This window comes from Vibrio rhizosphaerae, assembly GCF_024347095.1.
Taxonomy (GTDB): Bacteria; Pseudomonadota; Gammaproteobacteria; order Enterobacterales; family Vibrionaceae; genus Vibrio; species Vibrio rhizosphaerae.
In genome coordinates this window covers 856,925-883,852 of record NZ_AP024904.1, presented here as the reverse complement: position 1 = coordinate 883,852, position 26,928 = coordinate 856,925, and the positions used below count along the sequence as shown (strand labels likewise).

The window sequence follows — 26,928 nt, the reverse complement described above, 5'->3', positions numbered from 1 at the left end:
CTATGAATACCAAATATAACGAGACTCATATTGAGCTGAAAACCAAATTATCCTACGGTCTGGGCGCATTAGGGAAAGATTTTGCCTGTGCACCTATCTATATATTTCTGATGTTCTATTTTACGGACGTTGTGGAACTCTCTGCCGCATATGTCGGGATGGTTTTTCTCGCTGCCCGGGTGATTGATGCAATTACCGACCCGATGATGGGAATTGTGGTCGACAACACGCGCTCTCGTTATGGCAAATTTCGGCCGTGGATTTTGATTGGTTCGGCAGTCAATGCATTCGTACTGGTTGCATTATTTTGTTCACATATGTTTGCAGGGACTGCGGCTTATGTTTATGCCGCGGTGATATATATTTTATGGGGCCTGACCTACACCATTATGGATATCCCGTTCTGGTCGATGATTCCTGCGATTTCCGGCTCTCGCCGGGAGCGGGAAAAGCTGGTCGTCTGGCCGCGACTTTTTGCCAGTTTTGCGTGGTTTGTGGTTGGTAGTTATGGCTTGTGGATGGTGACAAAGCTGGGCGGAGACGATCAGGGGCAGGGCTTTTTTGAACTGTCGCTCATCATTGCGGTTTTATTTATCATCAGCGCGTTGATTACATTTAAGAATGTCAAAGAAAAAGTAGTCGCCACCGGGCAGACCGTCGAAAAGTTCGGCCTGAAAGATGCCATCCGCATCATTGGCGGTAATGATCAGTTGAAAGTATTAATCGCAACCGTGCTGGCGTTTCAGATTGGTAATATGTTGGTGGGTGGTTTCGCTATCTACTACTTTACCTATGCCATCGGCGATAAAGAACTGTTTCCGGTGTATATGATGGTTGCCGGTGCTGCGGAAGTCGCTGGGATCTTCCTCTTCCCGCGGCTGGCGGCATTATTACCTCGTAAACATCTGTGGGTTATCGCTTGTATGTTCCCGATCTTGTCGTGCCTGTTATTAGTGGTAATGGGGGTTGTCGACCCGGGCAATGTGTATTTAATTGGTTTGTCTGGTGCGGCGATTAAATTCGGTGTGGGGATCACCAATGGTTTGCAAACCGTGATGCTAGCCGACGTGGTCGATTATGGTGAATATATTACGGGCCGACGCAGCGAGAGTGTCATTTTTTCTGTCCAGACGATGTTGGTAAAATTTGCCAGTGCTGCCGGTGCTTTTATCGTCGGGATTGGACTGTCAGTGATTGGTTATGTACCGAATATCCAGCAATCCGAAGAGACAATTCTGGGCCTTCAGGCATTAATGATTGGCATTCCAATTATCCTGATGTTTGTAAGTGCGTTGATTTATCGACGTTCGTATCGACTGCATGAAGGGTTCCAGCCTGAGGATTTCGAGACCTATTGTTTAAATCCGGCCAAAGAAACAACCGCATAATCAGGTTCAGCCAGATCAAAAAACAACTGCATTGATGAGAAAAAAGACAGGCAGGACGGGGTGACCCGCCTGCCTGATAACGAGGTATTCATGCGCACTTTTCAAGATATTATCGCCAGTCGTGACTGGCAGAATCCGGGCGTTGTCCGGATGCATACTTTGCCAGCCCACGTCCCGCTACACAGCTATCGTCACATTGAAGAGGCCCGTCAGGGGATAGCGAGCCGCCGTCATTCTCTGAATGGCGCATGGGCATTCAAATTCTATTCTGCCCCTGAGATGGTCGACGTAGCGGTTATTGATCCGGGAACGGACTTATCGGCATGGCAACCGATTGAAGTTCCCGGTAACTGGCAGATGCAGGGATTTGATCACCCAATCTATACCAATGTGAAATATCCGTTTCCCGATCATGCCCCAGCGGTTCCTGAACAGAATCCGACCGGGTGTTATGCCTGTGATTTTTCAGTGGAACCGCTCATCGGAGAGCAAACCCGCATTTTATTTGAAGGGGTGAATTCCGCGTTTCATGTCTGGTGTAACGGACAATGGGTGGGTTATGCGCAAGACAGTCGGTTACCGGCAGAGTTTGATTTAACCAAGCATATTCAAGCGGGAAACAATCGGCTTGTTGTGATGGTGATGCGCTGGTCTGACGGCTCTTATTTAGAAGATCAGGATATGTGGTGGCTGAGCGGTATTTTTCGCGATGTCTATCTCTACCACAAACCGACCATTGCGATCAACGACGTGTTTATCCGTCCGGAGCTGGATGCGCTTTATCAGGACGGAACACTTCGTGTCACAACCAAGTTAAGTCAGCAAACAACGGCTCACCGTGTTCAGGTGATGCTGTTTGATGCCATCGGTCAGCCTGTTGCGATGCAGGGAGAAACCTGTTGTACGACTAATCAACATGCTGTCGATGAGAAAGGCGGCTGGGCCGATCAGGTGGAACATCATCTGACGGTCTCTCGCCCCCATCACTGGAATGAGCAAACCCCGTATTTATATCGCTGCGTGGTGAGTCTTTTCGATGGACAGGGACAGCTCATTGAATGTGAGGCCTTCTCCATCGGGTTCCGCACGGTTGCCATTGAGGATGGCTTACTCAAAGTCAATGGCAAAGCGCTGTTGATTCGTGGTGTGAATCGGCATGAACATCATCCTGAAACCGGCCATTATGTCGATGAAGCGACCATGGTCAAAGATATTCTGCTGATGAAACAGCACAACTTTAATGCGGTGCGCACCTCGCATTACCCCAACCATCCACGCTGGTATGAACTCTGTGATCAGTATGGTTTGTATGTGGTGGATGAAGCGAATATCGAGACGCACGGTCAGTTTCCGATGTGTCGTTTGTCCGAGGACCCGCAGTGGAATCAGGCTTACATGCAGCGCATGATTGGCCTGGTTGAACGGGATAAAAATCATCCGTCGGTGATTATCTGGTCGCTGGGGAATGAATCCGGGATCGGTCTGAACCATCATGCGATGTACCAATGGACCAAACAGCGTGATCCGTCGCGTCCGGTTCAGTATGAAGGGGGTGGTGCGGATAGTGCAGCGACAGATATTATCTGTCCGATGTATGCCCGGGTTGATCAGCATCAGGATGGTACCAATCCGAAATATGCGATTAAAGACTGGATTGGTCGCCCCAGAGAACAGCGGCCGTTGATTCTGTGTGAATATGCCCATGCAATGGGGAACAGTCTCGGGAGTTTTGCCAAGTATTGGCAGGCATTTCGTCAGTACCCAAGGTTACAGGGCGGATTCATCTGGGACTGGGTGGATCAGGGCATCTCAAAATGGGACGAGCACGGCCAGCATTACTGGGCCTATGGCGGGGATTTCGGCGATGAAATCAATGACCGTCAGTTTTGCATTAATGGCTTAATCTGGCCGGATCGCACGGTTCATCCGACCTTACTGGAAGCGAAACGGGCTCAGCAGTTCTACGGTATTGAATTTGATGGTCAGCATCAGTTGACTCTGGCCAGTGAGCATTTATTTGCCGAAGAAACGCTGATTTGTTGCTGGACAGTGCTGGAAGATGGCATCGCCATCTCGGCAGGGGAGCACACCGTTGTGATGGCACCTGAATCACAGCACACCATCGAGTTGCCTCTTGACCAGCGTCTGTATCAGCCGGAGAAAACGTATCATTTGAATGTTGACTTACTGTTAGCCGGACAGACACTCTGGGCGCCGGCCTGTCATACGGTTGCACAGGCACAGTTTGAGTTGAAGGATGCTTATCCAGTGTTGTCCCCGGAAAATCTGCCGACTCCGGCAGAGATTTGTGTGTCGGAGTCCGAAGCGCAGGTGATGGTCTCTGTGGCAGACCAGCAATGGACGTTTCATCGGGGCAGCGGTTATCTCACACATTGGGAGCAACAGGGACATCAGTGTTTAGCGGCACCGCTGAGAGATAACTTCTATCGCGCGCCACTTGATAATGATATCGGTACCAGTGAAGTCGACCGGCCTGACCCGAACAGCTGGATGGCGCGCTGGAAACAAGCCGGTCTGGATCGTCTGGTAGGGCGGTGCGTCAGTATGACCGTTGAATCCGGGGCTGAGGCGGTCACGATCAGGACGCAGTTTGATTATACGTCGGCCACTGAACAGGTGTTGCGGACACACTGGTGTTATACGGTGAATCGACAAGGCGAAATGCGGATTGATATCGATGTACACCGATGTGCAACATTACCGTCTCTGCCACGGGTCGGGTTCTCTTGTGCGCTACCGTTAACGGATCGCGTGACATGGTTTGGTCGCGGACCGCACGAAAACTATCCTGACCGGTGTCTGTCTGCACGGTTCGGACTGTACGATGCGACAGTGAGTGAAATGCATACGCCTTATATTTTCCCGACGGATAACGGTTTGCGTTGCGATACCCGTAAACTCATGTTAGGGGATATCACGGTGCAAGGGGCATTTCATTTCAGTGTCAGTCGCTATACACAAACGATGCTTGAAACTGCGAAACATACCCATGAACTGGTTGCTGATGATGTGGTTTATTTGCAGGTGGATGGTTTTCATATGGGGATCGGGGGGGATGATTCGTGGACACCAAGTGTTCACCCTGAGTTCCTGTTAGATGCGCCGCATTATCGTTATCATGTGGTGTTGACACCAACTCGTGAATGATTGGGTTGATACATCGGCTTGCTGACTCACGCTCAGGGCGAGGTTCAGTAAGCTGATTCATTTATTACCAAGTTATATGAATCGGGGTGCCAACCGGCACCAGACGGATAAATTCATCCATCTCTTCATTGGTTAAAGCAATACAACCATTGGTCCAGTCAAAACTCTGAATAAACTCCGGATGACGTTGATAGCCATTTTTCAACCCATGAATATGAATATCACCACCGGGGTTTAAGCCGTGTTGCTGCGCATAGGCAATGTCTTTGGCTGACGGATAACTAATGTGAAACGCTTTGTAAAAGTTGGAATGAAGATTAATCGCATCGAGAATATAGTCACCTTCCGGCGTTCGCTGATCACCTTCCTGATGTTTTGGCCCTTGGGGAAACTTGCCGAGGGCAATGCGATACGTTTTGATCGCCTGTCCTTGATCGAGTAAATAGATACGGCGTTTAGATTTATCAACGAGCACTTGGTCAACTTGCGCAGCCACGGAAAAACTCAGAGCGGCAATAAACATCAGTAGTACAAGGGGGAGGAATGTTGTCCGCATAGATAGCCTGAATCCCTTATTGATCGTGAGGTGAAAAGTTATCGGCGAGCCCGGTAATCAGGCAAATGATGCTCATCATCGCTATACAGAAGCAAGTTATACACCGGAAAGTGAGCTGGCGGAAGTCACACCATGTCATTGACCGCTGCCGGTCACAGGTTGATGGCAGCACGTAATCAGTGTGGGTGAGAGTGGCAGGGCGATTGCCGCATCATGCGGCGATCGCCCTGAATGATTCAACCGGTCGATTTACAGATCCGGTAGGGTTTTCGGTTGTTTTTTACGGTCTTTCTTCTGCTGTTTTTCCGCTGCAGCTAACAAACGCAGCAGGGGTTTCGGATCGTAGGCTTCTTGTCGGGACGAGTAGATCGATGCCTGTAGTTTGCTTACTTCATTTTCGATCGGCGCTCTTTCTTCCGCAGACAATCCCAGTGCAGCGATTTGTTCTTGTACCAAGTGCTGAATGCGAATCCCATCTTGCTGTTTTAATGCTTCTTGCAAGGACAACGGCTTGGTTTCCGTGGGGGAATCCGGTGTGTCAACAGCAGGTGCCGCGCGTTTGGTCTGCCAAATATAATAGAGCCAGCAACCGGTAGTCACAATCCAGAGCAAGGCAAACAGAGCGGTGAGATAGGGCCAGATTCCCGGATCTCTGACCTGAATCTCCTGAGGCGGTTCCGGTGCTTTTGTCGGTGTCTGTGGCAGAGACACCACGGTATCGACCGGTGCGCCTTTAGCAACATTGAGTGTCAAGCCCGTGAGCATTGCCCGACGTTGTCGGTGTTTTAAGGTGTCCCACCAGTTGAGAGAGAGACCCGGTAATTGAATCTGGCCGGATTGATTGGGGATCAGCACTTGTTTGAGTGTCATGACAATCTCATCATTATCCAGCATTTTGTATTGCGGCTTCTCCTGATAAACGCGCACACTATCCGGGTAATTGATTGACAGATCGGGGATTTTTTCCTGACTGACGCCTTTGATCTTCAGTTCAAGCGTCCGGGTAATTGAATCTCCCACTTTGAGGGTGGCGCTGCTACCGGAGATCGGTTTCCCTTGGCTATCGGTCCAGCGTTGTGTGAGGGATAAGCTGGCGGTCGGGAGCCAGACGCCCTGATAATCTTTCGGCTTTGCCATGACCTGAATTGGGAATTGTTTGGCAGTCGTGCTGAGCGTCAGCACTTTGGTTTCACCATTCATGCCACTGTAGAGCAAGGTACTGCGAAACTGAGGTTCAGTTACGATAAAGCGCCCGGGCTTTTGGGCGGTGACCCGGAATGTCTGCTGGACGACGGTGACTGACAAACCATTGATAATCTCACGGTGTTGTTCTGAGTCACTGGCGGCAGCTAAATCCATCCCTTCCACCGACGGTGGGGTGATTTTGGTGTCCTGAAGGCGACGGGGATTGACTTTCACCATCATTTTGACATGCAGTAAGGTACTTTCATCCGGGTAGAGGGTTTTTTTATCGAGGGTGGAATGAATTTCTATCAAATCATCATCATTCGGTAACGTCGAGTCTTGGACAACCTGAATCGCTATCGGCTGAGTCTTCTCACCGTTGACTTCAAAACTGGGGATTGTGACGATCCCGGTACGCGTCGCAGCAATCGAGACATCCCACTCACTCCGGACGCTACGTTCACCGTTGATAATGTTGGTGGATGTCCCAAAACTTGGCCGGTTGACAAAAAAATCGGGGGTGAGTTTGTCGAAGTTGACATCGTCGCCGGACGCTTTTTGATCCGTGATGATCTGGAGTTGAAATAATTCATTCCGGGTGACCTTATTCTTGCTGACCGTCGCATAGGTAGCTGCCTGAGTATTCAGGCTGACCATCAGACCGATCAACAGGATCCAGAATATACTTTGAAGCGAGTGCCGGGGTCTGTTTACCATGATTTGTGATTGTCCTCTGGTGGTTCTTTCTGTTCAGCCTGCAGCATCAGTTCTGCCCGTAGCAGACGGCTGGGATCTCTGGCATTTTCAACCTGTTCCAATTTACGGAATTCAGGATCTGCGGGCCGTTTCTGTGCTTGAGCAGAAGATGTCTGACCCGGTTGATTCTCTGAGCTGTTGTGTAGCTGAGATCGTTTCACGGACTCATTTTTTGGTGCTTTATCATCCTGAGACTGCGTATCTTTGGGTTGACGCCGGGCCTGAGTTTGTTCTGATTGCTGGCTTTGGCTTTGGCTTTGGCTTTGGCTTTGGCTTTGGCTGTTTTGCTGCGACGAATTACGTGGCGCTTGTTGTGACTTGTTTGTCTGTGACTGTCCTTTGGGCGACTGTCCCTGTTGAGACTGCCGCTGCTGTTTCTGCTGTTGGCGCGAAGATGGCGATTGGTTTTGCGCCGCATCATTGCTATTTTTTTGTTGCTGTTGCTGTTGCTGTTGCTGTTGCTGTTGCGCTTTTTTCACTACATCGAGGTTATGCCGGGCATCCTGATTGTCCGGGTCTTGTGCCAGCACCTGCTGATAAAGGTCAATCGCCTGCTGCAGATCGCCATGCTTGGCGTATGCATTGGCCAGATTATATTGCTGTCGGGGTGTCGGAGACTTGATCGATGAGAGGGCCTCAATTGCCTGCTGATAATCTCCGGAGCGATAATAGGCCGCTGCCTTCCAGTCCGGATCAGAAAACTGTTTGGCTGATTGCTGATAATCTTTGGCATCGAAAAGACGTTTGGCTTCTTGATTGTGATTGAGCCACGGTGACGCCTGTACCCGGGGCATCATCCCGGTTGAGAGCACGCAGAGGACACAACCAAAAATTAACCCTTTACGGAACAGTATCAAGGCCGGAATCAGCAACAACGGAATCAGCCAATACCCTTGGTTAATTCGATTGGAGACTTGTTGTTTACCGGAGATCTGATGTTTGGCTGTATTGATTTGCGTCGCACTGACCAAGGTATCAACATCCTGATTATTAAGCTGCACCGAAATAAAGGTACCGTGTAGCGATTGCGCTAATGATTTCATGTCGTCGAAATTGGCTTTGGCAATGACGGTTTGACCTTGTGTGGTTTTGAGCAACGCGCCATTTTCGGTTGGAATCGGTGCACCGGCTCGTGAGCCCATCCCTAATATTGCCAACTGCCAGCGCGTACCGGACAGCAAGTCGGTTATCTCTTGACGCTCATGGGTATCTAATTCGTCAGTGATTAAAATGATCGCCCCCTGAGCGAGTCCGGCATCCTTCATCATCTGAATCGCTTGTTTGACACCGCGAGCCGCATCGGCACCTTGATACGGCATGATCTCCGGCGTCAGATTGGGAAGCAGATTACGAATGGTCGCGGTGTCGGTCGTCATCGGACTGATGGTGTAGGCATCGCCTGCATAAGCCACCAGCCCGGTAACGCCTTCTTTCCAGTGGTTGAGCAGATCAACCGCTTTATAGCGGGCTTGGATCAGGCGGCTGGGCTGATTATCGGTGGCGTACATCGAGCGGGACATATCCATCACGAGTACCCGGGCGGCGGTAGGACTATAGGTCGGGCGGAGCTGACGATCAAAGCTCGGGCCGGAAAGAGCCACGATCGCTATCGTCCAACACAGCGCCAAGAGTATCAGTTTATATGTGGCGGTTGCTTCATGATACATCCCGAGAGCCTGCGCAATGTGTGGCGCAATCAGGGATTGCTGTTTTTTGCGCAGGGCCAGCCATGCAAGCAGCAGGGCGACAGGAAGGAGTCCGATCAACCAGACCGGATTGAGAAATACAAAATCAGACATGATTTCTCCTGACGATCACCAAAACAAATGAAAGGACTAAGGCCAATACCAGCGGATAAATGAACCATTCACTCTGGGGACGCCAGGTCTGACTGGCTTGTTGAACCGGTTCGAGCTGATTAATGGTTGTGTAGATATTTTCCAGATCCTGACTGTTGCGGGCTCGGAAATACTTTCCTCCGGTGATTTGTGCTATCTGTTTGAGGGTTTTCTCATCCAAATCACGAGCGGTATTGACCTTACGTGTAAACACAAAATCTTTGACAACCATTTCACCGGCGCCAATCCCGACGGTGTAGATAACCGCATGATATTTTTTCGCGATCTGTGCCGCTTCGATCGGATCGAGAACCCCGGCGGTATTGGTACCGTCACTGAGCAGAATCATCACTCTTTGCGGTGCCTGTCCGTCAATAAAGGTTTTGGTTGCCAGCCCGATACCTTCTCCAATCGCGGTTTCCGTACCGATGAGTTTCAACACGGTCTGATTCAACTGTCTGCGGACGGTTTCCCGGTCAAAAGTCAGCGGGGTTTGCAGATAGGCATGATCGGCAAAGAGAACCAGCCCCAGCCGATCTCCCTGACGCTTTTCAATAAACTGATCGAGTACTTGTTTCACTGCGGTAAGACGATCGATAAACTCGTCCCCGTTTTGCATATCTTTCTGGCTCATCGAATAGGACAAATCGACGACCAGCATCAGATCCCGGTGCTTGGGCTGAACGGTAATCGGGTCACCAAACCAAGCCGGACGCGCACAGGCAACGATTAACGCTACCCAAATCACAGCGGCTATCAATTGGCTCAACCAGTGGCTGGGTTTGGTCAGGCTGCCGTCTGTCGGGAGATAAGTGAGCTGAATCGCAGCCGGTTGTCGATGCGGTGGCAGTAATTTGATGACCAGCAAGGGTAGTGGTAAGAGCAAGAACATCCACCACCAGATGAATTCAATATGTGCCAAAGATTATCTCCTTCTTCTTCTCTTTGGCGGCAAGGCTTCCTGTACCCAAGTCAGACAATCATCAATCAGATGTTGTTGGGATGGTTCTGATTTTAATTTTTGATACAGCACCTTTTGCCACAGGGATTCATTGGGAATAAACAAGGGCTTACTGATTTGCTCATCTAAAAAGGCATACCAGTCATGTCCGGTTAAATGGGCGATTTCCTGACGAGGGAAGTAACTCAGACACGCTTGTCTGACCAATTCCATCGCGTCGGATGGTGTCACAGAACCATGTGAAGGTTGCAGTAAGCGTAGCGCGACTTTTTTCGGAGCAATTCGTTTCCGTTTCCAAAGAATGAGCCAAGTGATCAGCAGGATCATCACACTCACGCATCCGATGAGGCTCAGCCAGCCCCAGGCAAGCGGCCACCATGAAGGGGCGTCCGGTAGGTGCAGGGGCTGAAGGTCAAGTAAATCTGAGATCGATTGTGCCATTTAATTACTTCCGGATAGTTGTTTCAGCAAAGGTGAATCACTTGAAAGCCGGGTATAGGGAATTCCTAAAGACCGACTGAGTAATTCTAGCCTATCTTTCTGAGATTCAAAGGCTTTTCTGATTCCTGCCCGGGTCTGCTTTGCTGAAAAATTAAGCCACCGGCTTTGTTGTTGATCAGCGACGAATTCAATACCACGAAACTCAGTATCACCTTGTTCGAGCGGATCATAAATATGGATCAATCGCACCTGATTATGTCGACGAAGCTGATTAAATTGCGGTTTGAGGTCATCGTGATAACGGGTGTAATCACTGATCATGATGACTTCACTGCCTTTAGGCGATAAGCGGTTCAAGGCGGTCAGGCTATCTGACATCGAAGCAACGGTTTCTCCGGCATTGTTGCTTGAGATCTGAGTTTGACGGAACTGTAATTGTTCTTCGTGACTGTCGATAATTTTCTGCAGCAGTGCCAGTACACTGGGTTGATGACTCTTGGGTTTAATATCGATCAAGCGATGTCCCAAATCAATCAAGGCACCACACCGATCTTTCTGGGCGAGAGACATCCATGCCAGAAGCGCTGCCATATGACCTGCTTGAACAGACTTCAGCAGTAAACGTGATCCCATGTGCATGGTTGCGCTCAAATCAATGTAGAGAATCACCGGCTTTTCTCGTTCTTCACTGAAAAGCTTGGTGTGCGTCTTTCCGGTTCGTGCGGTCACCCGCCAGTCAATGGTGCGGATATCATCACCGGGCTGGTAGCGGCGCACTTCAGAAAAATCCATGCCGCGGCCCAACTGACGGCTTTGATATTGTCCTGACATGGTTGACCACAGGCTTCTGGCGGGTGGCAGCCAAGCGGCACAGTGCTGTTTATAAACCAGTAACTCTTCTAAGCATAATGTGACGCCATTACTATAAGCTGGCAGTTCCATCCCCATCCCTCATCGTTTCTGCTGAATCATGATGTCTTGGTGCCATCAGGCACTGCCAACCAGAGACAGAATATGGTTGATAATCTGATTCGGATGAATACCTTCCGCTTGCGCCTGATAGCTCAGCAGCAGACGGTGTCGTAGTACCGGGAAAGCCATGCTTTGGACATCTTCAGGGCTGACGAAATCACGTCCGGCAAGCCAGGCACTTGCGCGGGCACAGCGATCCAGCGCGATAGTTGCCCGGGGACTGACACCCATTTCAAGCCACTGTTTGAGTTTATCGTCATACTTTTCAGGCTGTCGTGTTGCCATGACCAGACGGACGATATATTGCTCGATACTTTCTGCCATATGAATGTCCAGCACCGCTTGTCGGGCACTGAAAATTGCTTCCTGAGACAGTTTATTCGGTTGCTGGGGTTTGACGCCTTGTGCTTCACCGCGGTTGAGACGCAGAATCGACAGTTCACTTTCAGCATCGGGATAATCGACATGGAGATGCAGTAAAAAGCGGTCTAGCTGCGCTTCGGGTAGCGGGTAGGTGCCTTCTTGTTCTATCGGGTTTTGGGTCGCCATCACCAAAAACAGTTTGGGGAGCGCGTAGGTTTTCCGGCCCGCAGTTACCTGACGCTCTGCCATCGCTTCAAGCATCGCTGCTTGTACCTTGGCCGGCGCCCGGTTAATTTCATCGGCTAACAGCAGTGAGTGAAACACGGGACCGGGCTGAAACTGAAACTCTCCCGTTTCCGGGCGAAAGATATCGGTCCCGGTTAAGTCGGCCGGCAGCAGATCCGGAGTGAACTGAACACGGTGAAAAGAGCCTTCGATACTATCCGCCAGTGATTTGATCGCTCTTGTTTTCGCCAGTCCCGGTGGGCCTTCGACCAAAATATGTCCATCGGCCAGCAAAGCGACCAACACCTGCCTCACCAGTGCTTCCTGACCAATAACCTGACTGTTTAAGTAGTGTTGTAACTGTTGAAAAGCGGTTGCTGATTGCATGACCCGTATTGCTCCAATTCTTGGGATTGATAAAAATTTATTGTGATGGTTCAACGACTTTTCGATTAGTTTAACAAAATTCAGAAAAGTTCACTTTTACCGATGGATGGCCTCAGTTTCGTTATTTCTGAATCGTGACTGAAAGCAAATGATAAAAGTATTACGTTGCCATTCACTATTGCTTCGGCGATGAAGTATACTACTTGGCTGATATTTGTCGGGGCGAACGCCGCACCACACAATCTCAGCCAGAATCGATGTGCTCTGAGGTCGTATTGCACCGTATGTTGCTGATAATTTCAACCTCAAAGTCTGAATGATGAATAGACCCTCGGCCCTTGCAATGTGCTGGCAATGTTTGGCAATCATTGTATCAACCTAGTGGCGGGTGTTTGTACACCCATTCTAAGTGGCAGCGGGCAGCCGTGAGAATAATGAAGGCAGTAAGTTATGTTTTTCAATGCAGTGAGTATTAAGAAAAAAGTGATATGGAGTATGGCATTTGCTGTGCTCGCATCTACGATGATCGTCGGCGGAATAGCTCAGTATCAGTCCAGAGACGTTTTGGAACATCGTTTAGTGGATATTGAATTACCCGCGTTTTTAGATGGGATCCGCCATCAAATTGACCGGGATGTTTCGGAGTTATTGTTAGCTGCTGAACAGTTAGCAAACAATGAATTTATTAAAGCTGCGATTGATACGACTAATATTGACCCACAGTCAGAAAAAGTATTGATCCAGCAATTGAACAATCTTAAACAACAATATCATCTCAATGATGCCTCTGTTGCGAATCGCAAAACAGCGTATTACTGGAACCAGAATGGTTTCTTACGTCAGCTCAACCGTCAACAAGATCAATGGTTTTATCAGTTTGTAGCCTCCGGAAAACCAACGATGGTCAGTATTTTTCAAGAGCCGAATGGTGATGTGAAAATGTTTGCCAATTATCAGTCGGTGGAGAGCGGGACGTTATCCGGGATGTCAAAGTCAATGGATGAAATGGTTCGCCGGTTGAATGGGTTTCGGATCGAAGACTCGGGTTTTGTGTTTTTAACCGATGCCAAAGGTGCCGTAAAAATTCATCCTGACAAAGCGCAATCTGCGAAATCACTTATGGATTTATATGGTTCTGAGGCTGCTTCGTTACTGGATAAAACCGGTTTTCATCTCATCACCGCACAGTATCAAGGCAAAAAGGTGTTCGTGGCCAGTGAATATATTGCATCAATGGACTGGTATGTTGTGGCTTCTGTGCCGGTCAGCGAAGTGTATGCAGAAATGAATCATGCAGCCAGAAATATGATGATTAGCACTGCCGTGATTGCGGCACTCTTTATTTTCATGAGTGTTTTGCTGGCAAATAGCATTACCCGGCCTATTCGCCAGATCGCTGCACGCTTTACAGCGCTAGGGAAAGGCGATGGCGATCTCTCTCAGCGTATTGAGATTGTCGGCAATGATGAAATTACTCAACTGTCCGTCGGCTTTAATGATTTTATCGAGAAAATCCATCAGTCCATGCAGGAAGTGGCATCAACCAGCCGGAGTTTGTCACATGAATCTCAGGTGGTCGCAGAGAAAGCCCATCTGACTCACGATAACAGTCAGAGCCAGCGGGATCAGACCATTCAAGTGGTGACGGCGATGAATGAAATGGGAGCGACGATCAGTGAAATCGCATCCAATGCTGCTGTCGCGGCTTCAACTGCGAATGATGCTTCGGTCAGCAGTAATGCCGGTCTGGCCGTTGTGAATCAGGCCAAAGATGCCATCCATCGTTTGGCTGAAGATATGCAGAATTCAGCTCAGGTCGTTGAGAAACTGGCGGCAACAACGGAGGAGATTGGCTCGATTCTGACGGTTATTCATGAGATTTCTGATCAGACTAACTTACTGGCGTTGAATGCTGCGATTGAGGCTGCACGTGCCGGAGAGCAGGGACGAGGATTCGCGGTTGTCGCTGAAGAGGTGCGTAATCTGGCCGGTCGGACAGCGGCTTCAACGGAACAGATTCAAACCATGATGACTCAGTTGAGAAACGATTCGAGCCATGCTGTGCAGGCAATGACGGCCGGACAAACGCGCTCTCAGGAAGGGGTCACCGCTGCTGAAAATACGGTCGACCAATTACGTCAAATCTCAGAACGCATTTACGAAATCTCCGACAGGAATACTCAGGTAGCTACCGCTACGGAAGAGCAATCAGTCGCGGTTCAGAGTATCAACCAGAATATTGAAGAAATTAATGCGATCAACGAACTGACAACGACGACCGCAGAGGAGCTGGCAGGAGCCAGTCGCGAGCTGAAAACTCTTTCTGAACGTTTGGATCATTTAGTCGGTGGTTTCAGACTCTAATGGTTGCCGGAATTCAATATTAACAGGACAGGCAAGGGCGGTTGAAACGGTTCAGTCAGTGCAACCGCCAACGCGAGCATGGTGCGATTATTCAGTGTGTCGGATCGTGCGGTGTGAATCCTATCGGTCTGTCGCTGGAGCATTTATCGAGAGCAGTGTACACTCGCAAAAGTTAGCCTGTTAAGACAATCAACAGAGGTGATGTATGAACGATTTTGAACAAGAACTCGCTGCATTGGCGGAACAGGAGGGAGGTCAGGAAGAAACCAAACTTCCTTCTCTGGATGAACAGAAAGCCATTGTGGCAAAGCTGAAAGAATTAGAAGCCAGAGGGGAGCTGACCCCGGAAGTATTAGAAGCCTATTTCGGTCAGTATGCCGCGGATGCGGGTGTGCCGGTTCATTAGATGAGCGCAACCCGTTGATGAAACAGATGGTTCAATCGGTTTCATCATCAATCAAAGAGAATCAACATCATTAAAAAATACGGACAGTACAGAACATCAAGTCTGGCTGTCCGTTTGATTGCCAATACAGGAGAAGTTACGTGTTTCATCATATTACCCCGTATGCAGGGGATCCAATTTTGTCCCTTATGGAAGCGTTTATGGCGGACAGCCGTCCTGACAAAGTGAACTTGAGTATTGGTCTTTATTATGATGAAGCCGGTCTGATCCCGACGCTACCGAGCGTTCGTCTGGCAGAACAAGCGTGGTTTGCCGCCGAGAAAGAACCTTGTATCTATTTACCGATGGAAGGGCTTGCCGATTATCGTCAGGCTGTCCAAACCTTGGTGTTTGGTGCACAACATCCGGTCATTCATCAAAAGAGAGTGGCCACTATTCAGACATTGGGTGGATCCGGCGCACTGATGATTGGCGCAGACTTCTTACATCATTATTTTCCTGAGTCAAAAGTGTGGGTGAGCGCACCGACATGGGAAAATCATAATGCCATTTTTGAAGGCGCAGGTTTTGCCGTCGGCAGTTACCCGTATTTTGATCCTGCAACGCGGATGTTGGATTTTAACGGGATGATTCAGGCGTTATCACAGTTGCCAGCAAAAGATATTGTCCTGTTACATCCCTGCTGCCATAACCCGACCGGTGTTGACTTAACGCCGGAACAATGGGATCAGGTGATCGACATTCTTGAAGCGCGTCAGTTGATTCCATTTTTTGACATGGCCTATCAGGGGTTTGGTGAAGATACCGATCAGGATGCTTATGTCATCAGAGCATTGGCTGAGCGGACATCGGTTTCATTTTTTGTCAGTAACTCGTTTTCAAAGATATTTTCTCTGTATGGCGAGCGAGTGGGTGGTTTATCGGTTGTTTGTCACGACGAGCACGAAGCGGTCAATGTTCTGGGACAACTAAAAGCTACGGTTCGGCGTAACTATTCAAGCCCGGCAAAACACGGTGCGGTCTTGGTGTCGCGGGTACTCAATAATCCGGAGTTAAACTCTCAATGGCTCGCTGAAGTAAGTGCAATGCGTGAACGAATCTCAGCGATGCGTCAGCAATTACATCAGCGTTTACAGACATTGTGTCCGGCGCGGGATTTTGATTTTCTGATTCAGCAAAAAGGGATGTTCAGTTATACCGGTTTCTCGGTCGAGAGTGTGCACACATTACGGCAGCAACATGGCATCTATCTGATTGATAGTGGGCGGATGTGTGTGGCTGGATTGAATGAACATAACCTGGAGCAGGTCGCACAGGCATTTGCTGCTGTTCCCGTGAATCATGACAGGTAAGATGGCGCTTTACCCTCAATGCATTAACGCTCAGTGAAGTGACGGAAGCGTATCTAATAATCCGTCGAGAGTGTCGTGGAGCTCGGTCATCGGCCGGGCACCACACAGCAAGATATGCTGCTCGATAATCATGGCCGGGACAGCCTGAATACCGGCTTCTAACCACTGTTTTTCAGTCTGAACCACTGCGGATGACCATCCCGGATCCGTGAGTACCTGCCGACAATCTCTGCGATCTAACCCTTGAGCAACTGCAATATCGAGTAAGGTGTCGGTATCATCCATCACTTTCCCTTCCTGAAAATATGCCAAGAAGAGTGCTTTCTGTAACGGTGTCTGTTGCTGACTACGTGCAGCCCACATCAGTAACTGGTGAGCTTTGCGTGTATTGTAGATGCGCATGTCTGCGGTAAATTGAAAATCAATCCCCACCTCATTGCCAAGCGCAGTGATTTTTTGCTGGTTCAACTGCCGCTGTTTTGCGGTCATCTGGTACTTTGTCTGTAGATACTGATTGAGCACTTCACCACCCGCAGGCAAGGTTGGGTTGAGTTCGAAAGGATGCCAGTGGATTTCAGGCTGCAGCTGTTTATCCACACTGAGTTGTCCGAGAACCTTCTCCAATCGTGTATAACCAATGAAGCACCAAGGACAGACAAGATCCGATAAAATATCGATACGCAGCTTCTTCATTGAGACTCTCCACAATCCTACCGATGGCTTTTCTTGCCGGGATAAGCATTAGTATACCGATGGTTCTGCATTCAAATCGAGTCATCGACTTAACAAGATGATATGAAAATGATGCAAAAAAGTGATCATAATGTAATTTTTTAAATGATTGAGCATGAGTAATCGGTTTGTTCCCGGCAGAAGAGATCACAAAAAGACTAAAGAAAAATGCCTCTCGGGCGATAAGCAACAAGAGGCATAAATGGCGCGTTTATATGTGTTAAGTGAAGGGAACTTTGAGTACCTTTAACTTTAGTTGACGATTGTGAATTCGGCAAATTTACGGGCCGAATATTTGTGTTTTTTATCTAACATACTGTTATTCATGAATAATTTTTAATCATATTTTGACGCCAGCCACCATGCCAATTGAACCGAGAGTTTGAGTCAGGTCGGGTATTAATGATATTGATGAGATTGAATGCGTAAAAACTGATTTACAACAACATCTTGCTTGACGGAGCGCCCTAGTATGAAAGTCGCCGTATTTGATGACAACACTGTGGGGTGTTCGTTCTTTAACCAGTGAGAGTTATGTTATGGAAAGTCTGATAGATCGCTTTCTGCATTATGTATCATTTGATACACAATCCAACCCATACCGGAATCGCTGTCCCAGTACGTCCGGGCAGAAAAAATTGGCGCAGGCAATATATGAGGAATTGCAAGCTCTGGGTCTCAGTGAGGTGACACTGGATTCTCATGGCTATGTGATGGCCAAACTGCCGGCAAATATTGACGGTGAAATCCCATCAATCGGATTTATTGCGCATCTGGACACGTCGCCGGATGCTTCAGGTAAAAAAGTGGTGCCTCAGATTGTTGAAAACTATCAGGGGGGCGATATTGCGTTGGGGCGAGGCGATGAAGTTCTGTCTCCGATTCAGTATCAAGAATTACACCAACTGCATGGATACAATTTAATCACCACCGATGGAAACACGCTGCTGGGTGCTGATGATAAGGCTGGTGTCGCTGAGATCGTCACCGCTATGAAGGTGTTGTTGGAGCATCCGGATATTCCTCACGGCGAGATTTGTATTGCCTTTACGCCCGATGAAGAAATTGGCCGGGGAGCGGATCTGTTTGATGTCGAAAAGTTCGGCGCTCAGTGGGCATATACCGTTGATGGCGGACCCGTTGGCGATCTGGAATATGAGAATTTTAATGCAGCAACGGCGCATGTCACTTGTTATGGTGTCTCCGTTCATACCGGAACTGCAAAAGGCAAACTGGTCAATGCCATGAATATTGCAGCGCAATTTCAGATGATGATGCCCGGGGATGAGACACCGGAGAATACCGAAGGGTATGAAGGTTTTTATCATTTATCTTCAGCGAATATGGGCATTGCCCGTAGTGAGTTGACTTATCTGTTGCGCGATTTTGACCAACAGGGGCTCGCACGCAGAAAAGCACAGGTGAAAGACCGGGTGGAGACCCTTAACCATCAATTACACCGGGGGCGAGTCGAGCTCGAGATTACAGATGGTTATGCCAATATGAAGCAAGTGATCGCATCCAATCCTCACATTATTGAGATCGCCAAAGGTGCGATGATCGATTTGGGGATTGAGCCGCAAATCAAGCCGATTCGGGGTGGGACGGATGGTGCGCAGCTTTCTTTCAAAGGGTTACCTTGTCCGAATCTGTTTACCGGCGGTTATAATTTTCACGGAATCCATGAATTTGTCACCATTGAGGGGATGGAACAAGCGGTAAAAGTTATTGTGAAAATCGCGGAGAAAACGGCACTGGCTTATCGTGGATGATGGGCCTTAACGTACGATATCATAATGATTTACTGACTCTTTGGCATGCCTTCGGCTTTTGAAGTGTGTCAGTTGTTTGGGGTTTATTGCTCTACATTATGAAAAAACTCGGATAAACTTGCAGTCATTATATCTATCCGAATCATCGTGAAGAGTGAGCAATCTGCACAGGTTACGTGGATTGCTTCAAATTCAACTCAGTTGAAAGCTGACTGATGATTGGGGATACGCAAACAGAGAATCAATTCTGTTTTTGTGATATTTGGTTGTGAGAGAGATGCATGGACTATGTAAACAACGTGCTGGATTATCTGTTATCCCATAAGCTACTGTTTAGTATTATTATTATCAGTTTTATTTTACTGATTCGCCGCAGTGCGCTTGCCTTGATTCGGGGCGATGGTGCATTTATTACCGAAAAACAGCGTAAGTGGATGTCTCAGACCAAAAACGGTACGTTTGCCACGCTGTTGATTATCGGTTTTTTCTTATGGAAAGAAGAAATCAATGAGTTTGCCTTGTCAGTGACTGCAATTGCGGTTGCGATTGTTGTGGCATCAAAAGAGATCATTCTGTGTTTTACTGGTTCGATCCAACGGGCAAGTTCTCGCTCTTTTCGTATTGGTGACTGGATTGAAGTCGGTTCGTTATGTGGTGAAGTCATTGAACACAATATGATGGCAACCGTGATTCAAGAGATTGACTTAGGCGGTGGCCTCTACCATTACACCGGGAAAACGGCAACACTACCAAATAGCATGTTTTTTACCTATCCGGTAAAAAACCTGAACTTTATGAAGCGCTATGTCTTTCATAATTTTGAAATCGTGGTGCGTGACTTTGTGAACTTATATACGGTACTGCCTCTATTCCGGAAGCGAATCGAAGTCCATTTTGAGCATTTTATTGAAGTTGCACGCCGTTACAATCTGATGATTGAGAAACATGCCGGGGTGGATTTGCCGGGGGCTGATCCGGTGATTCACATTAGCAGTACCGGGACTGGCGAACAGAAAGTCCATGTGATGATTTTCTGTCCGACAGAGCGTGCTCATGAACTTGAGCAGTTGATCCGGGCTGACTTTATGGCCGTCTATGATGAATACTTCTCCAATCGCGCTGAACGACCTCAGCCACCACATCATGCGGTGGATATTAGCTAGAATCTACATTTCCAGTTTATGCGTTTTCTTCACCTGAATGCCTAAGCGCTTTGCTAACCGGGTCAGATTGGCCCGGTCAGTCTGGAGTAATCTTCCTGCCTGAGACCAGTTATAATCGGACTGAATTAATGCATCTTTCACCAGTTGTCGCTGAAAATCATCGGTTGCTTGTCTGAGTCCGACATTGATCGAGATAGGTGAGGCTGGTGTTGCTTCGGTATTGTCTTGTGTCTCCGGCGTACAGGTATGGATGGGTAAGCTTTCTAAAACGCCCACATCTGTTAATGTAATGGTGATCAGTGCTTGTTGCGGTTGACTGGCTTTGGCTTTGAGAGCGGCCCGATTGATTACATGCTCCATTTCGCGGACATTTCCCGGCCAGTTGTACTGAATCAAATAATCGAGAACATCTTGCGCCAGTTTCAGATGAGTCATACCGAGTTTTCTTCTGGCCTGTTCAAGAAAGTATCCTGCCAGTAGACTGACATCACCTGTTCGGTCTCGTAGTGGCGGAACGTGTATCGGGTAAACACTCAGGCGATGATATAAATCTGCCCGAAAACGACCGGCTTCAACTTCTTGTTTTAAATCGCGGTTTGTTGCTGCAAGTACCCGGACATCAATATGCTGAACACGATCCTGACCAACGGGCTGAATCTCATTATTTTGTAGTGCTCTGAGTAGCTTGCTTTGAGCTGCCAGCGGAAGTTCTCCGATTTCATCAAGAAAGAGCGTGCCTTCATGGGCCAGTGCAAACTTACCGAGCCTGTTTCTGTCTGCACCGGTAAAAGCGCCTTTGATGTGACCGAACAATTCACTTTCAATGAGATTTTCTGGGATTGCGGCACAGTTAACATAGACCAGCGGCTGCCGTTTTCTGGGGGATAGATGGTGGATTCGTCTGGCAACCAGCTCTTTACCGACACCGGTTTCACCAAAAATCAGGATATTAAAATCGGATGAAGCAACAACGTCTATTTCATCATGCATTGACTGCATTACACGACTGGTGCCGATGATATCACTGCGGTCTCTTTCCCAGCCTTCTTCATTTAGTTCTTGCAACCGTTGTTGAGTCTGGCGGGCTTGCGTTTCTAATTGGGAAAAGGTCAGCGCCATTTTCAGAGTTGACGCGGCAATCGCTGAAAGCACTTCCAAATGGCGTGCCGGGATATGAGTAAATACCCCGGTTTTCAAACTGTCTAAAGTGAGTACCCCAAGTAACTTCTCATCAAAAATCAGCGGTAATCCCATGCAAGAGTGAATCGGGACATCCCCGTCGTGGTGGAGTAGTAATCCATCAAACGGATCGGGAAGTGTACAATCGGCATCAAACCGGACCGCCTTGCGGGCACTACAGATTTTCTGAAAACGCGGGTGTTCTTCGATAATAAAGCGCCGTCCGAAAGTATCTTTGGTTAAGCCTTGCATGGCCAAGGGAATCAGAGTATCTCCTTGGCGGGACATCAGGGCAACACAATCACAGGGAATGATTTTGCGAATGGTTTCCAACAGACGGTTAAACCGATTTTCATCATTGAGACCACTGGCAAGATCTATGGTCATTTCAGCGAGCGTTGACAGGGTTGTGATCGAAAAATTTTGCATAAGATGAAGGCTGTTTTGTTGTCCATTCTAATCACGAAACAAGTCGATGAGAAGTGCGAGCCCTGTGAACTGTGAGTGAATGGGATATGAACAGCGAAGACATTAACAGAGACGGCACTGCATGAAAATCTCATCGCGAGATAGAGTCGGACTGTTGTTGAAACTAAAAGCTGGAGACAAAAAATTAGCCAGCATACAACGCTGGCTATTTTTAAAGATTCTTGCCTATATATTTAATTATAGGACTTTGATGTTTTCAGCTTGAGGGCCTTTCTGTCCTTGCGAAATCACAAACTCAACAGTTTGACCTTCAGCTAGGGTACGGAAACCGTCACCTTGGATAGCGCTGAAGTGAGCAAAAACATCGGGACCATTTTCTTGTTGGATGAAACCAAAACCTTTAGTTTCGTTGAACCACTTTACAGTGCCAGTCACTGTGTTAGACATAATATATTCCTGGTAAATCAAAGTAAAACTAAGCCGATACCGGCCATTCTAGCGTGGAAAAGTAGATTGCTATTGCGTACAGAACGACCGGGGAGTTACAAAATCCAACAAGACGTTATGGTAAACAAAGAACTGCTTCCTAGCCTTATGTGAGTGTAGAGTAATCGTGGGGGTTGTCAATCAAATATTACAGTTAAACGTCAATGTGCCTGATATTTTTGATCGTTTTAGATTTTACTGAGATTTTATTTTCATTGTTACATCATTATTTTTAATGACGTCATAAAAAACATTTTTTTACTTTTAACAAATTGACATGTCAATACAATGACTCACAATACGTTGCTTTTTTATTCACCACTATAAGAGATATGTTTCAAATGAAAAGAGAAAAGAGAAATAAGCATGTCGACCCGTCTGATGATGTTGAGATTCAGCGCGGCACGATTACCGATAATGCACTGAAAGCACTGGTGACCAGCCCGATGTTTAAGATGCGAGTCGAAAAACCGAAAAAAGGGAAGGGAAGCTTTCAGCGTAAAGCAAAACATCAGGTGCGGGAGCCCTATTCAAAAGCTGCGTAAGGTTGCTTTCGAATAGGGTTTCTTCATCGCTGTTGATACACAGTTTGTATGGTGAATTCTTTCAATAGACTATATTTCAATAGGCTATAGTTGAGAAAAGGGCAGTCGTGTGAAGAACATCAAATGTTGCCCGTGTTTCTGTCGTACTTCGTATTCGCTACCTTCCATATCCGACAAGGGGTCACCATGGTCGTTACACTCTTTTGGCTGGAAAAATCACTGCTGACACTGGGAATCATTCTGATTGTGATGAGTATGATTCGTTACGGTAAAAGAAGTCAGGATTGGCGTGGCGTTGCTACAATGTTCTTTAAACGGATTCCAATGACGATTGAAGAATACCGTCGTTATCGTTTTGGCGTGGTATTGGTTGTGCTAGCAGTACTCCTCCGGATTGTTACGCTGACATTATGGCCGTCCATGTAAGTCGTGCCCGTCATGTCACAAAACGCATGAAGATTGGTTCATTCTTTATTGCTTTGCGTCGGTAGATGTTGAATTCCCGTATACACTTGAATGATGAAAGAAAAAAGGTAAGGCCGATTATGGCGTTTTCAGTATTAATATGTGATGACTCTGCATTAGCAAGAAAGCAGATTGCGAGAGCATTACCAGCCTTCCTGAATGCCGATGTGCATTTTGCGGTTCACGGCTTAGATGCGTTGGAGCAGCTCAAACAGCAATCGTTTCAGTTGATGTTTTTAGATCTGACGATGCCGGAACTGGATGGTTTTGGTACTTTAGAGGCGATGCAAAAGACGGCTGACCCAACACCGGTTATTGTTGTTTCCGGTGACATTCAGCCTAAAGCACAAGAACGTGTGATGGGTTTGGGCGCGAAAGCCTTTATCCAAAAGCCGATTGCAGCGAATGTGCTGAAAAAAGTGCTGAGTGAGTTAGTGAAACCGCCAACGCAACCGACGGTTGTGACACCGAGTCGAATTGAATATCCGATCCTGAAACGGCGCGATATCTATATGGAAGTCGCGAATGTGTCAATCGGACGAGCCGCTGATGCGCTGGCGCGTTATTTTGATGTGTTTGTCGAATTGCCCCTGCCGAATGTCAATATTTTTGAAGTCAGTGAACTGCATATGGCATTACGGGATTTGGTCGATAATGATCAGGTTTCCGGGGTTTGTCAGGGATTCAGCGGAGAAGGGATTGCCGGTGAAGCATTGGTGCTTTTAAGTGATTCCAGTGTTTCTGAACTAAAACGATTGATGAATATTCCGGCTGAAAGTGATGATCTGGAAGAGCTCGAGCTCCTGATGGATGTGTCCAACATTCTGGTCGGCTCTTTCCTGAACGGGCTTGGTGAACAGGCAGAAATCCGTTTTTTCCAAAGTTCCCCCGTATTACTCGGGCAACATATTCCGATTGAATCCGTGATCCGCTCGACGGCGGGGTCGTTCCAGAAAACGATGACCTTTGAGGTGAGTTATAACATTGAAGGCACGGCCATTCGTTGTGATCTGCTCTTTATGTTTGTCGATGAGTCTCTACCGCTTCTGGACAACAAACTAGCCTACCTGATGGAGGAGGAGTTTTAGTCATGAGTCTGCCTGCTGAATTTGAACAGTTCCACTGGATGGTGGATATGGTTCAAAACGTTGATCTCGGACTGATCGTCATTGATAAAGATTATCAGATTCAGGTTTGGAATGGTTTTATGACCCATCATAGTGGCAAACAGCCGCACGAAGTGATTGGTCATTCGTTGTTTGAGGTATTTCCTGAAATTCCGCCGGATTGGTTCAAACTAAAAACGAAACCAGTTTACCATCTTGGTTGTCGTAGTTTTATTACTTGGCAACAACGGCCTTATTTATTTAAATGCCGCAATGTTCGTCCTGTGACGCAACAGTGCGAGTTTATGTATCAGAATGTGACGCTTAATCCAATGAGAACGCCAACTGGTGCAGTGAATTCGGTTTTTCTATCCATTCAGGATGCAACTGCAGAAGCACTGATAGCCCGGCGATGTGAGTGTTAGATTCTCCACTCAAAAGAGAAAGATTCTCCCATGACGATGACGAATGTTTTTTATTCGACCCAACAGGTCCGTATTGGTGAACAGAAAGCAGCCAGTGCCAAAGGACTGGAGATGTACAGCCTGATGGAACGTGCCGGACAGGCAGTTTTTGCGATTGGGATGGCACAATATCCCAGCTCTGAGCACTGGTTGATTTGTTGTGGTGGCGGCAACAATGGTGGTGACGGTTATATTGTCGCGAGTTTGGCAAAGTCGATTGGATTGTATGTGACGGTCTGGCAAGTCGGTGATCCCGAGACGCTGACCGGCGATGCCCGCATGGCCTACGAGCATTGGCAAAATCATGGGGGAAATGTCTCAGAACCTCAAGAGCGAGTGCCAGATAGTGTCGATGTAGTGATTGATGCTTTACTCGGCACCGGGCTGAGCGGTCCGGTCCGGCCGGGAATGCTCTCATTAATTGAAACGCTCAATCAAAGTATGAAACCGGTGATTGCCGTAGATATTCCCTCCGGTCTGTGTGGGGATACCGGTAGTGTCCTTGGTGGTGCGATCATTGCGCAACACACGGTCAGTTTCATAGGTTTGAAACAAGGGTTGGTCACCGGAAAGGCGCGTGAGTATGTCGGAGAACTTCATTTTGCCGGTTTAGGCGTGGAAGACGCTTTCGATCAACAAAATCACCCGACCGTTATGGCGATCCACACCAAAATGCCGGGACAAATGTTGCCCAAACGCTTCGCCACATCGCATAAAGGTACACATGGTAAAGCATTACTCATCGGGGGTAATGATGGTATGGGCGGTGCGATTATTCTGTCTGCAATGGCGGCAGCCAGATGTGGAACGGGGATGACAGCCGTGTTATGTCATCCGCATAATGTGACGCCGTTATTGGTGAGCGCTCCGGAGGTCATGAGTGCGTGTTGGGATAAATCTCAGGCAATTGAACGGCGACTACACTGGTGTGATGTATTGGCTGTCGGGCCGGGGCTGGGGCGAGATGAAACCGCTTTTGCCATTTATCAGGCGGTTCAGAGCATTGCAAAACCGAAAGTTGTTGACGCCGATGGTCTGTACTTTTTGATGCAGCAACCGAATCAAGATCCACTACGGGTGATTACGCCACATCCGGCAGAAGCTGCACAATTGTTGCAGGTTTCGGTTGAAGAGATTGAAGCCGATCGATATGCCAGTGTGCAGGCACTCCATCGCCAGTATGGTGGTGTCGTCGTTCTGAAAGGTGCCGGTACTTTGGTGTATGACGGTGAGCAGATCTCGGTCTGCATGGCAGGAAATCCGGGAATGGCGAGTGCCGGAATGGGTGATGTTCTGACGGGGGTGATCACGTCACTCATCGCACAGGGGTTGCCGTTGGTCGAAGCGACGCAATTGGGCGTTCTTATTCACAGTATGGCTGCGGATCAAAACTCAGAGTCGTACGGTGAACGGGGGTTATTGGCCAGTGATTTACTCCCTCATTTACGTCAGTTAGTGAACCACTGAATAATCATATCCGGCGCACTAAAATATCAACTTTATCTTATCGAAAACCATCGTCATCTGGTTATATCTGTTCACCTCAATGACGATCACGTCAGAAGCGGTAGTGAGTTCCCAGCAGGAAAACCGGGCTTGTGACAGCATCTTGTTCCTGTTCCTGATAAGAAATCTCAAAATTCAGTTCTAACCCTGAGGTGATCCCTGAGGGAATCGTCGCTCCGAGCGTAAAATAAGGGGCAATGTTTTTAGATTCCAGATCAGGGAGTGATGTCTGAATGGCCGGATCATTGCCTGCCCTTGTATAACTCAACCCGCCTTTCGCGTATACCCAAGCAACATTGAATACGGTGTGTTGAATGACGGCACCGCCAAAAACTTCCTGATAGTACAAGGTCGGTTGATGAGGAAACTGTGACGACAGCGAGGCCATTTGATCCAGATGATCTGAATTTTTGGCATAACCTAAATCAAAGCCGATGGTTGGCGTCAGATTATAGTTATAGCCGTATTGAGTGACCCATGCATCTTCCGCACCTGAGTGCTTGGCTTTTGTGATGCCGGCACTTTGATAAAAATAGTTCACATCCGGTCCCGCAACAGCCTGAACCGGTATCATACTGAGTAGAAGCAACACTGCAATGGTCAGAGAAATGGTCGATTCCATCCTGCACTCCATGCGATCTCTGAGGTGATTTTATTGGTATTTATTTTTGTGAGGCGGTTATGAGAAAGTCAAAGAGGGGAAAACCTGCCAGCGTTTT

The 26,928-nt window shown here is 47.9% G+C and carries 23 protein-coding genes; 12 read left to right on the top strand and 11 right to left on the bottom strand.

Going from position 1 to position 26,928, the window contains the following annotated elements:
• Nucleotides 1–2 precede the first annotated feature (2 nt).
• Together melB and OCV37_RS18990 are read left to right on the top strand one after the other, a co-directional pair.
• Nucleotides 3–1,388, top strand: a complete 1,386-nt coding sequence (melB, locus tag OCV37_RS18995) for a melibiose:sodium transporter MelB (protein WP_051680202.1) — start codon at nucleotides 3–5, stop codon at nucleotides 1,386–1,388.
• Nucleotides 1,389–1,478: 90 nt separating this feature from the next.
• A complete protein-coding gene (locus tag OCV37_RS18990; RefSeq protein ID WP_038177807.1) occupies nucleotides 1,479–4,556 on the top strand; it encodes a beta-galactosidase in 3,078 nt (1,025 codons plus the stop codon).
• 64 nt (nucleotides 4,557–4,620) lie between these two features.
• Here OCV37_RS18990 and OCV37_RS18985 read toward each other — a convergent pair whose 3' ends face one another.
• The 7 genes from OCV37_RS18985 to OCV37_RS18955 form a co-directional block, all read right to left on the bottom strand.
• Complete coding sequence (locus tag OCV37_RS18985; protein ID WP_038177808.1) at nucleotides 4,621–5,112, bottom strand: L,D-transpeptidase family protein; 492 nt, start codon at nucleotides 5,110–5,112, stop codon at nucleotides 4,621–4,623.
• 249 nt (nucleotides 5,113–5,361) lie between these two features.
• The gene (locus tag OCV37_RS18980; protein WP_038177810.1) at nucleotides 5,362–7,014 is read right to left on the bottom strand and encodes a BatD family protein; all 1,653 of its coding nucleotides are present in this window, start codon (nucleotides 7,012–7,014) and stop codon (nucleotides 5,362–5,364) included.
• Nucleotides 7,008–8,852 (bottom strand): vWA domain-containing protein, encoded by a 1,845-nt coding sequence (locus tag OCV37_RS18975; protein ID WP_038177811.1) that lies wholly within the window; start codon nucleotides 8,850–8,852, stop codon nucleotides 7,008–7,010. Before OCV37_RS18975 ends, OCV37_RS18980 begins: the two co-directional genes overlap by 7 nt.
• Entirely contained in the window at nucleotides 8,845–9,813 is a 969-nt protein-coding gene (locus OCV37_RS18970) for a vWA domain-containing protein (protein WP_038177812.1), read from the bottom strand. Before OCV37_RS18970 ends, OCV37_RS18975 begins: the two co-directional genes overlap by 8 nt.
• Nucleotides 9,814–9,816: 3 nt before the next feature.
• Complete coding sequence (locus OCV37_RS18965) at nucleotides 9,817–10,293, bottom strand: DUF4381 domain-containing protein (RefSeq protein WP_038177814.1); 477 nt, start codon at nucleotides 10,291–10,293, stop codon at nucleotides 9,817–9,819.
• Complete coding sequence (locus tag OCV37_RS18960; RefSeq protein WP_038177815.1) at nucleotides 10,294–11,241, bottom strand: DUF58 domain-containing protein; 948 nt, start codon at nucleotides 11,239–11,241, stop codon at nucleotides 10,294–10,296.
• A 39-nt stretch (nucleotides 11,242–11,280) separates the two neighbouring features.
• The gene (locus OCV37_RS18955) at nucleotides 11,281–12,240 is read right to left on the bottom strand and encodes an AAA family ATPase (protein WP_038177816.1); all 960 of its coding nucleotides are present in this window, start codon (nucleotides 12,238–12,240) and stop codon (nucleotides 11,281–11,283) included.
• A gap of 450 nt (nucleotides 12,241–12,690) precedes the next feature.
• Here OCV37_RS18955 and OCV37_RS18950 point away from each other — a divergent pair, with 450 nt between their 5' ends.
• The 3 genes from OCV37_RS18950 (at nucleotide 12,691) to OCV37_RS18940 (ending at nucleotide 16,362) form a co-directional block, all read left to right on the top strand.
• Nucleotides 12,691–14,604 carry a methyl-accepting chemotaxis protein gene (locus tag OCV37_RS18950; RefSeq protein ID WP_038177817.1) on the top strand — a complete coding sequence of 638 codons (1,914 nt, stop codon included), beginning with the start codon at nucleotides 12,691–12,693 and terminating at the stop codon, nucleotides 14,602–14,604.
• 205 nt (nucleotides 14,605–14,809) lie between these two features.
• Nucleotides 14,810–15,010 carry a chromosome partitioning protein ParA gene (locus OCV37_RS18945; protein ID WP_038177819.1) on the top strand — a complete coding sequence of 67 codons (201 nt, stop codon included), beginning with the start codon at nucleotides 14,810–14,812 and terminating at the stop codon, nucleotides 15,008–15,010.
• A 140-nt stretch (nucleotides 15,011–15,150) separates the two neighbouring features.
• The gene (locus OCV37_RS18940; RefSeq protein ID WP_038177820.1) at nucleotides 15,151–16,362 is read left to right on the top strand and encodes an amino acid aminotransferase; all 1,212 of its coding nucleotides are present in this window, start codon (nucleotides 15,151–15,153) and stop codon (nucleotides 16,360–16,362) included.
• 30 nt (nucleotides 16,363–16,392) lie between these two features.
• On the opposite strand, the gene OCV37_RS18935 is transcribed toward OCV37_RS18940, so the two are convergent.
• The gene (locus OCV37_RS18935) at nucleotides 16,393–17,055 is read right to left on the bottom strand and encodes a DsbA family oxidoreductase (protein WP_084717372.1); all 663 of its coding nucleotides are present in this window, start codon (nucleotides 17,053–17,055) and stop codon (nucleotides 16,393–16,395) included.
• Nucleotides 17,056–17,633: 578 nt separating this feature from the next.
• Here OCV37_RS18935 and pepT point away from each other — a divergent pair.
• Nucleotides 17,634–18,866, top strand: coding sequence for a peptidase T (gene pepT, locus OCV37_RS18930; protein ID WP_038177992.1), 1,233 nt, complete (start codon nucleotides 17,634–17,636; stop codon nucleotides 18,864–18,866).
• 281 nt (nucleotides 18,867–19,147) lie between these two features.
• Nucleotides 19,148–20,029: a mechanosensitive ion channel family protein gene (locus tag OCV37_RS18925; protein ID WP_051680204.1), complete on the top strand. Its 882-nt coding sequence runs from the start codon at nucleotides 19,148–19,150 to the stop codon at nucleotides 20,027–20,029.
• Between the two features lie 3 nt (nucleotides 20,030–20,032).
• Here OCV37_RS18925 and norR read toward each other — a convergent pair whose 3' ends face one another.
• Together norR and OCV37_RS18915 are read right to left on the bottom strand one after the other, a co-directional pair.
• Nucleotides 20,033–21,637, bottom strand: a complete 1,605-nt coding sequence (gene norR, locus OCV37_RS18920; RefSeq protein WP_038177821.1) for a nitric oxide reductase transcriptional regulator NorR — start codon at nucleotides 21,635–21,637, stop codon at nucleotides 20,033–20,035.
• Nucleotides 21,638–21,874: 237 nt separating this feature from the next.
• Nucleotides 21,875–22,084 (bottom strand): cold-shock protein, encoded by a 210-nt coding sequence (locus OCV37_RS18915; RefSeq protein WP_027694422.1) that lies wholly within the window; start codon nucleotides 22,082–22,084, stop codon nucleotides 21,875–21,877.
• Nucleotides 22,085–22,464: 380 nt separating this feature from the next.
• On the opposite strand from OCV37_RS18915, the gene OCV37_RS18910 reads away from it, so the two are divergent.
• From OCV37_RS18910 to OCV37_RS18890, 5 genes are all read left to right on the top strand, one after another.
• Complete coding sequence (locus OCV37_RS18910) at nucleotides 22,465–22,668, top strand: alternative ribosome-rescue factor A (protein ID WP_038177994.1); 204 nt, start codon at nucleotides 22,465–22,467, stop codon at nucleotides 22,666–22,668.
• 186 nt (nucleotides 22,669–22,854) lie between these two features.
• Complete coding sequence (locus OCV37_RS18905) at nucleotides 22,855–23,094, top strand: hypothetical protein (RefSeq protein ID WP_038177824.1); 240 nt, start codon at nucleotides 22,855–22,857, stop codon at nucleotides 23,092–23,094.
• A gap of 119 nt (nucleotides 23,095–23,213) precedes the next feature.
• Nucleotides 23,214–24,221: a response regulator gene (locus tag OCV37_RS18900; protein ID WP_038177825.1), complete on the top strand. Its 1,008-nt coding sequence runs from the start codon at nucleotides 23,214–23,216 to the stop codon at nucleotides 24,219–24,221.
• Between the two features lie 2 nt (nucleotides 24,222–24,223).
• Nucleotides 24,224–24,664, top strand: coding sequence for a PAS domain-containing protein (locus OCV37_RS18895; RefSeq protein ID WP_038177826.1), 441 nt, complete (start codon nucleotides 24,224–24,226; stop codon nucleotides 24,662–24,664).
• A gap of 30 nt (nucleotides 24,665–24,694) precedes the next feature.
• Nucleotides 24,695–26,170 carry a bifunctional ADP-dependent NAD(P)H-hydrate dehydratase/NAD(P)H-hydrate epimerase gene (locus tag OCV37_RS18890; RefSeq protein ID WP_038177827.1) on the top strand — a complete coding sequence of 492 codons (1,476 nt, stop codon included), beginning with the start codon at nucleotides 24,695–24,697 and terminating at the stop codon, nucleotides 26,168–26,170.
• Nucleotides 26,171–26,261: 91 nt separating this feature from the next.
• Here the strand turns inward: OCV37_RS18890 and OCV37_RS18885 are convergent, their stop codons facing one another.
• Entirely contained in the window at nucleotides 26,262–26,831 is a 570-nt protein-coding gene (locus OCV37_RS18885; RefSeq protein WP_038177829.1) for an outer membrane beta-barrel protein, read from the bottom strand.
• Between the last annotated feature and the right edge of the window lie 97 nt (nucleotides 26,832–26,928).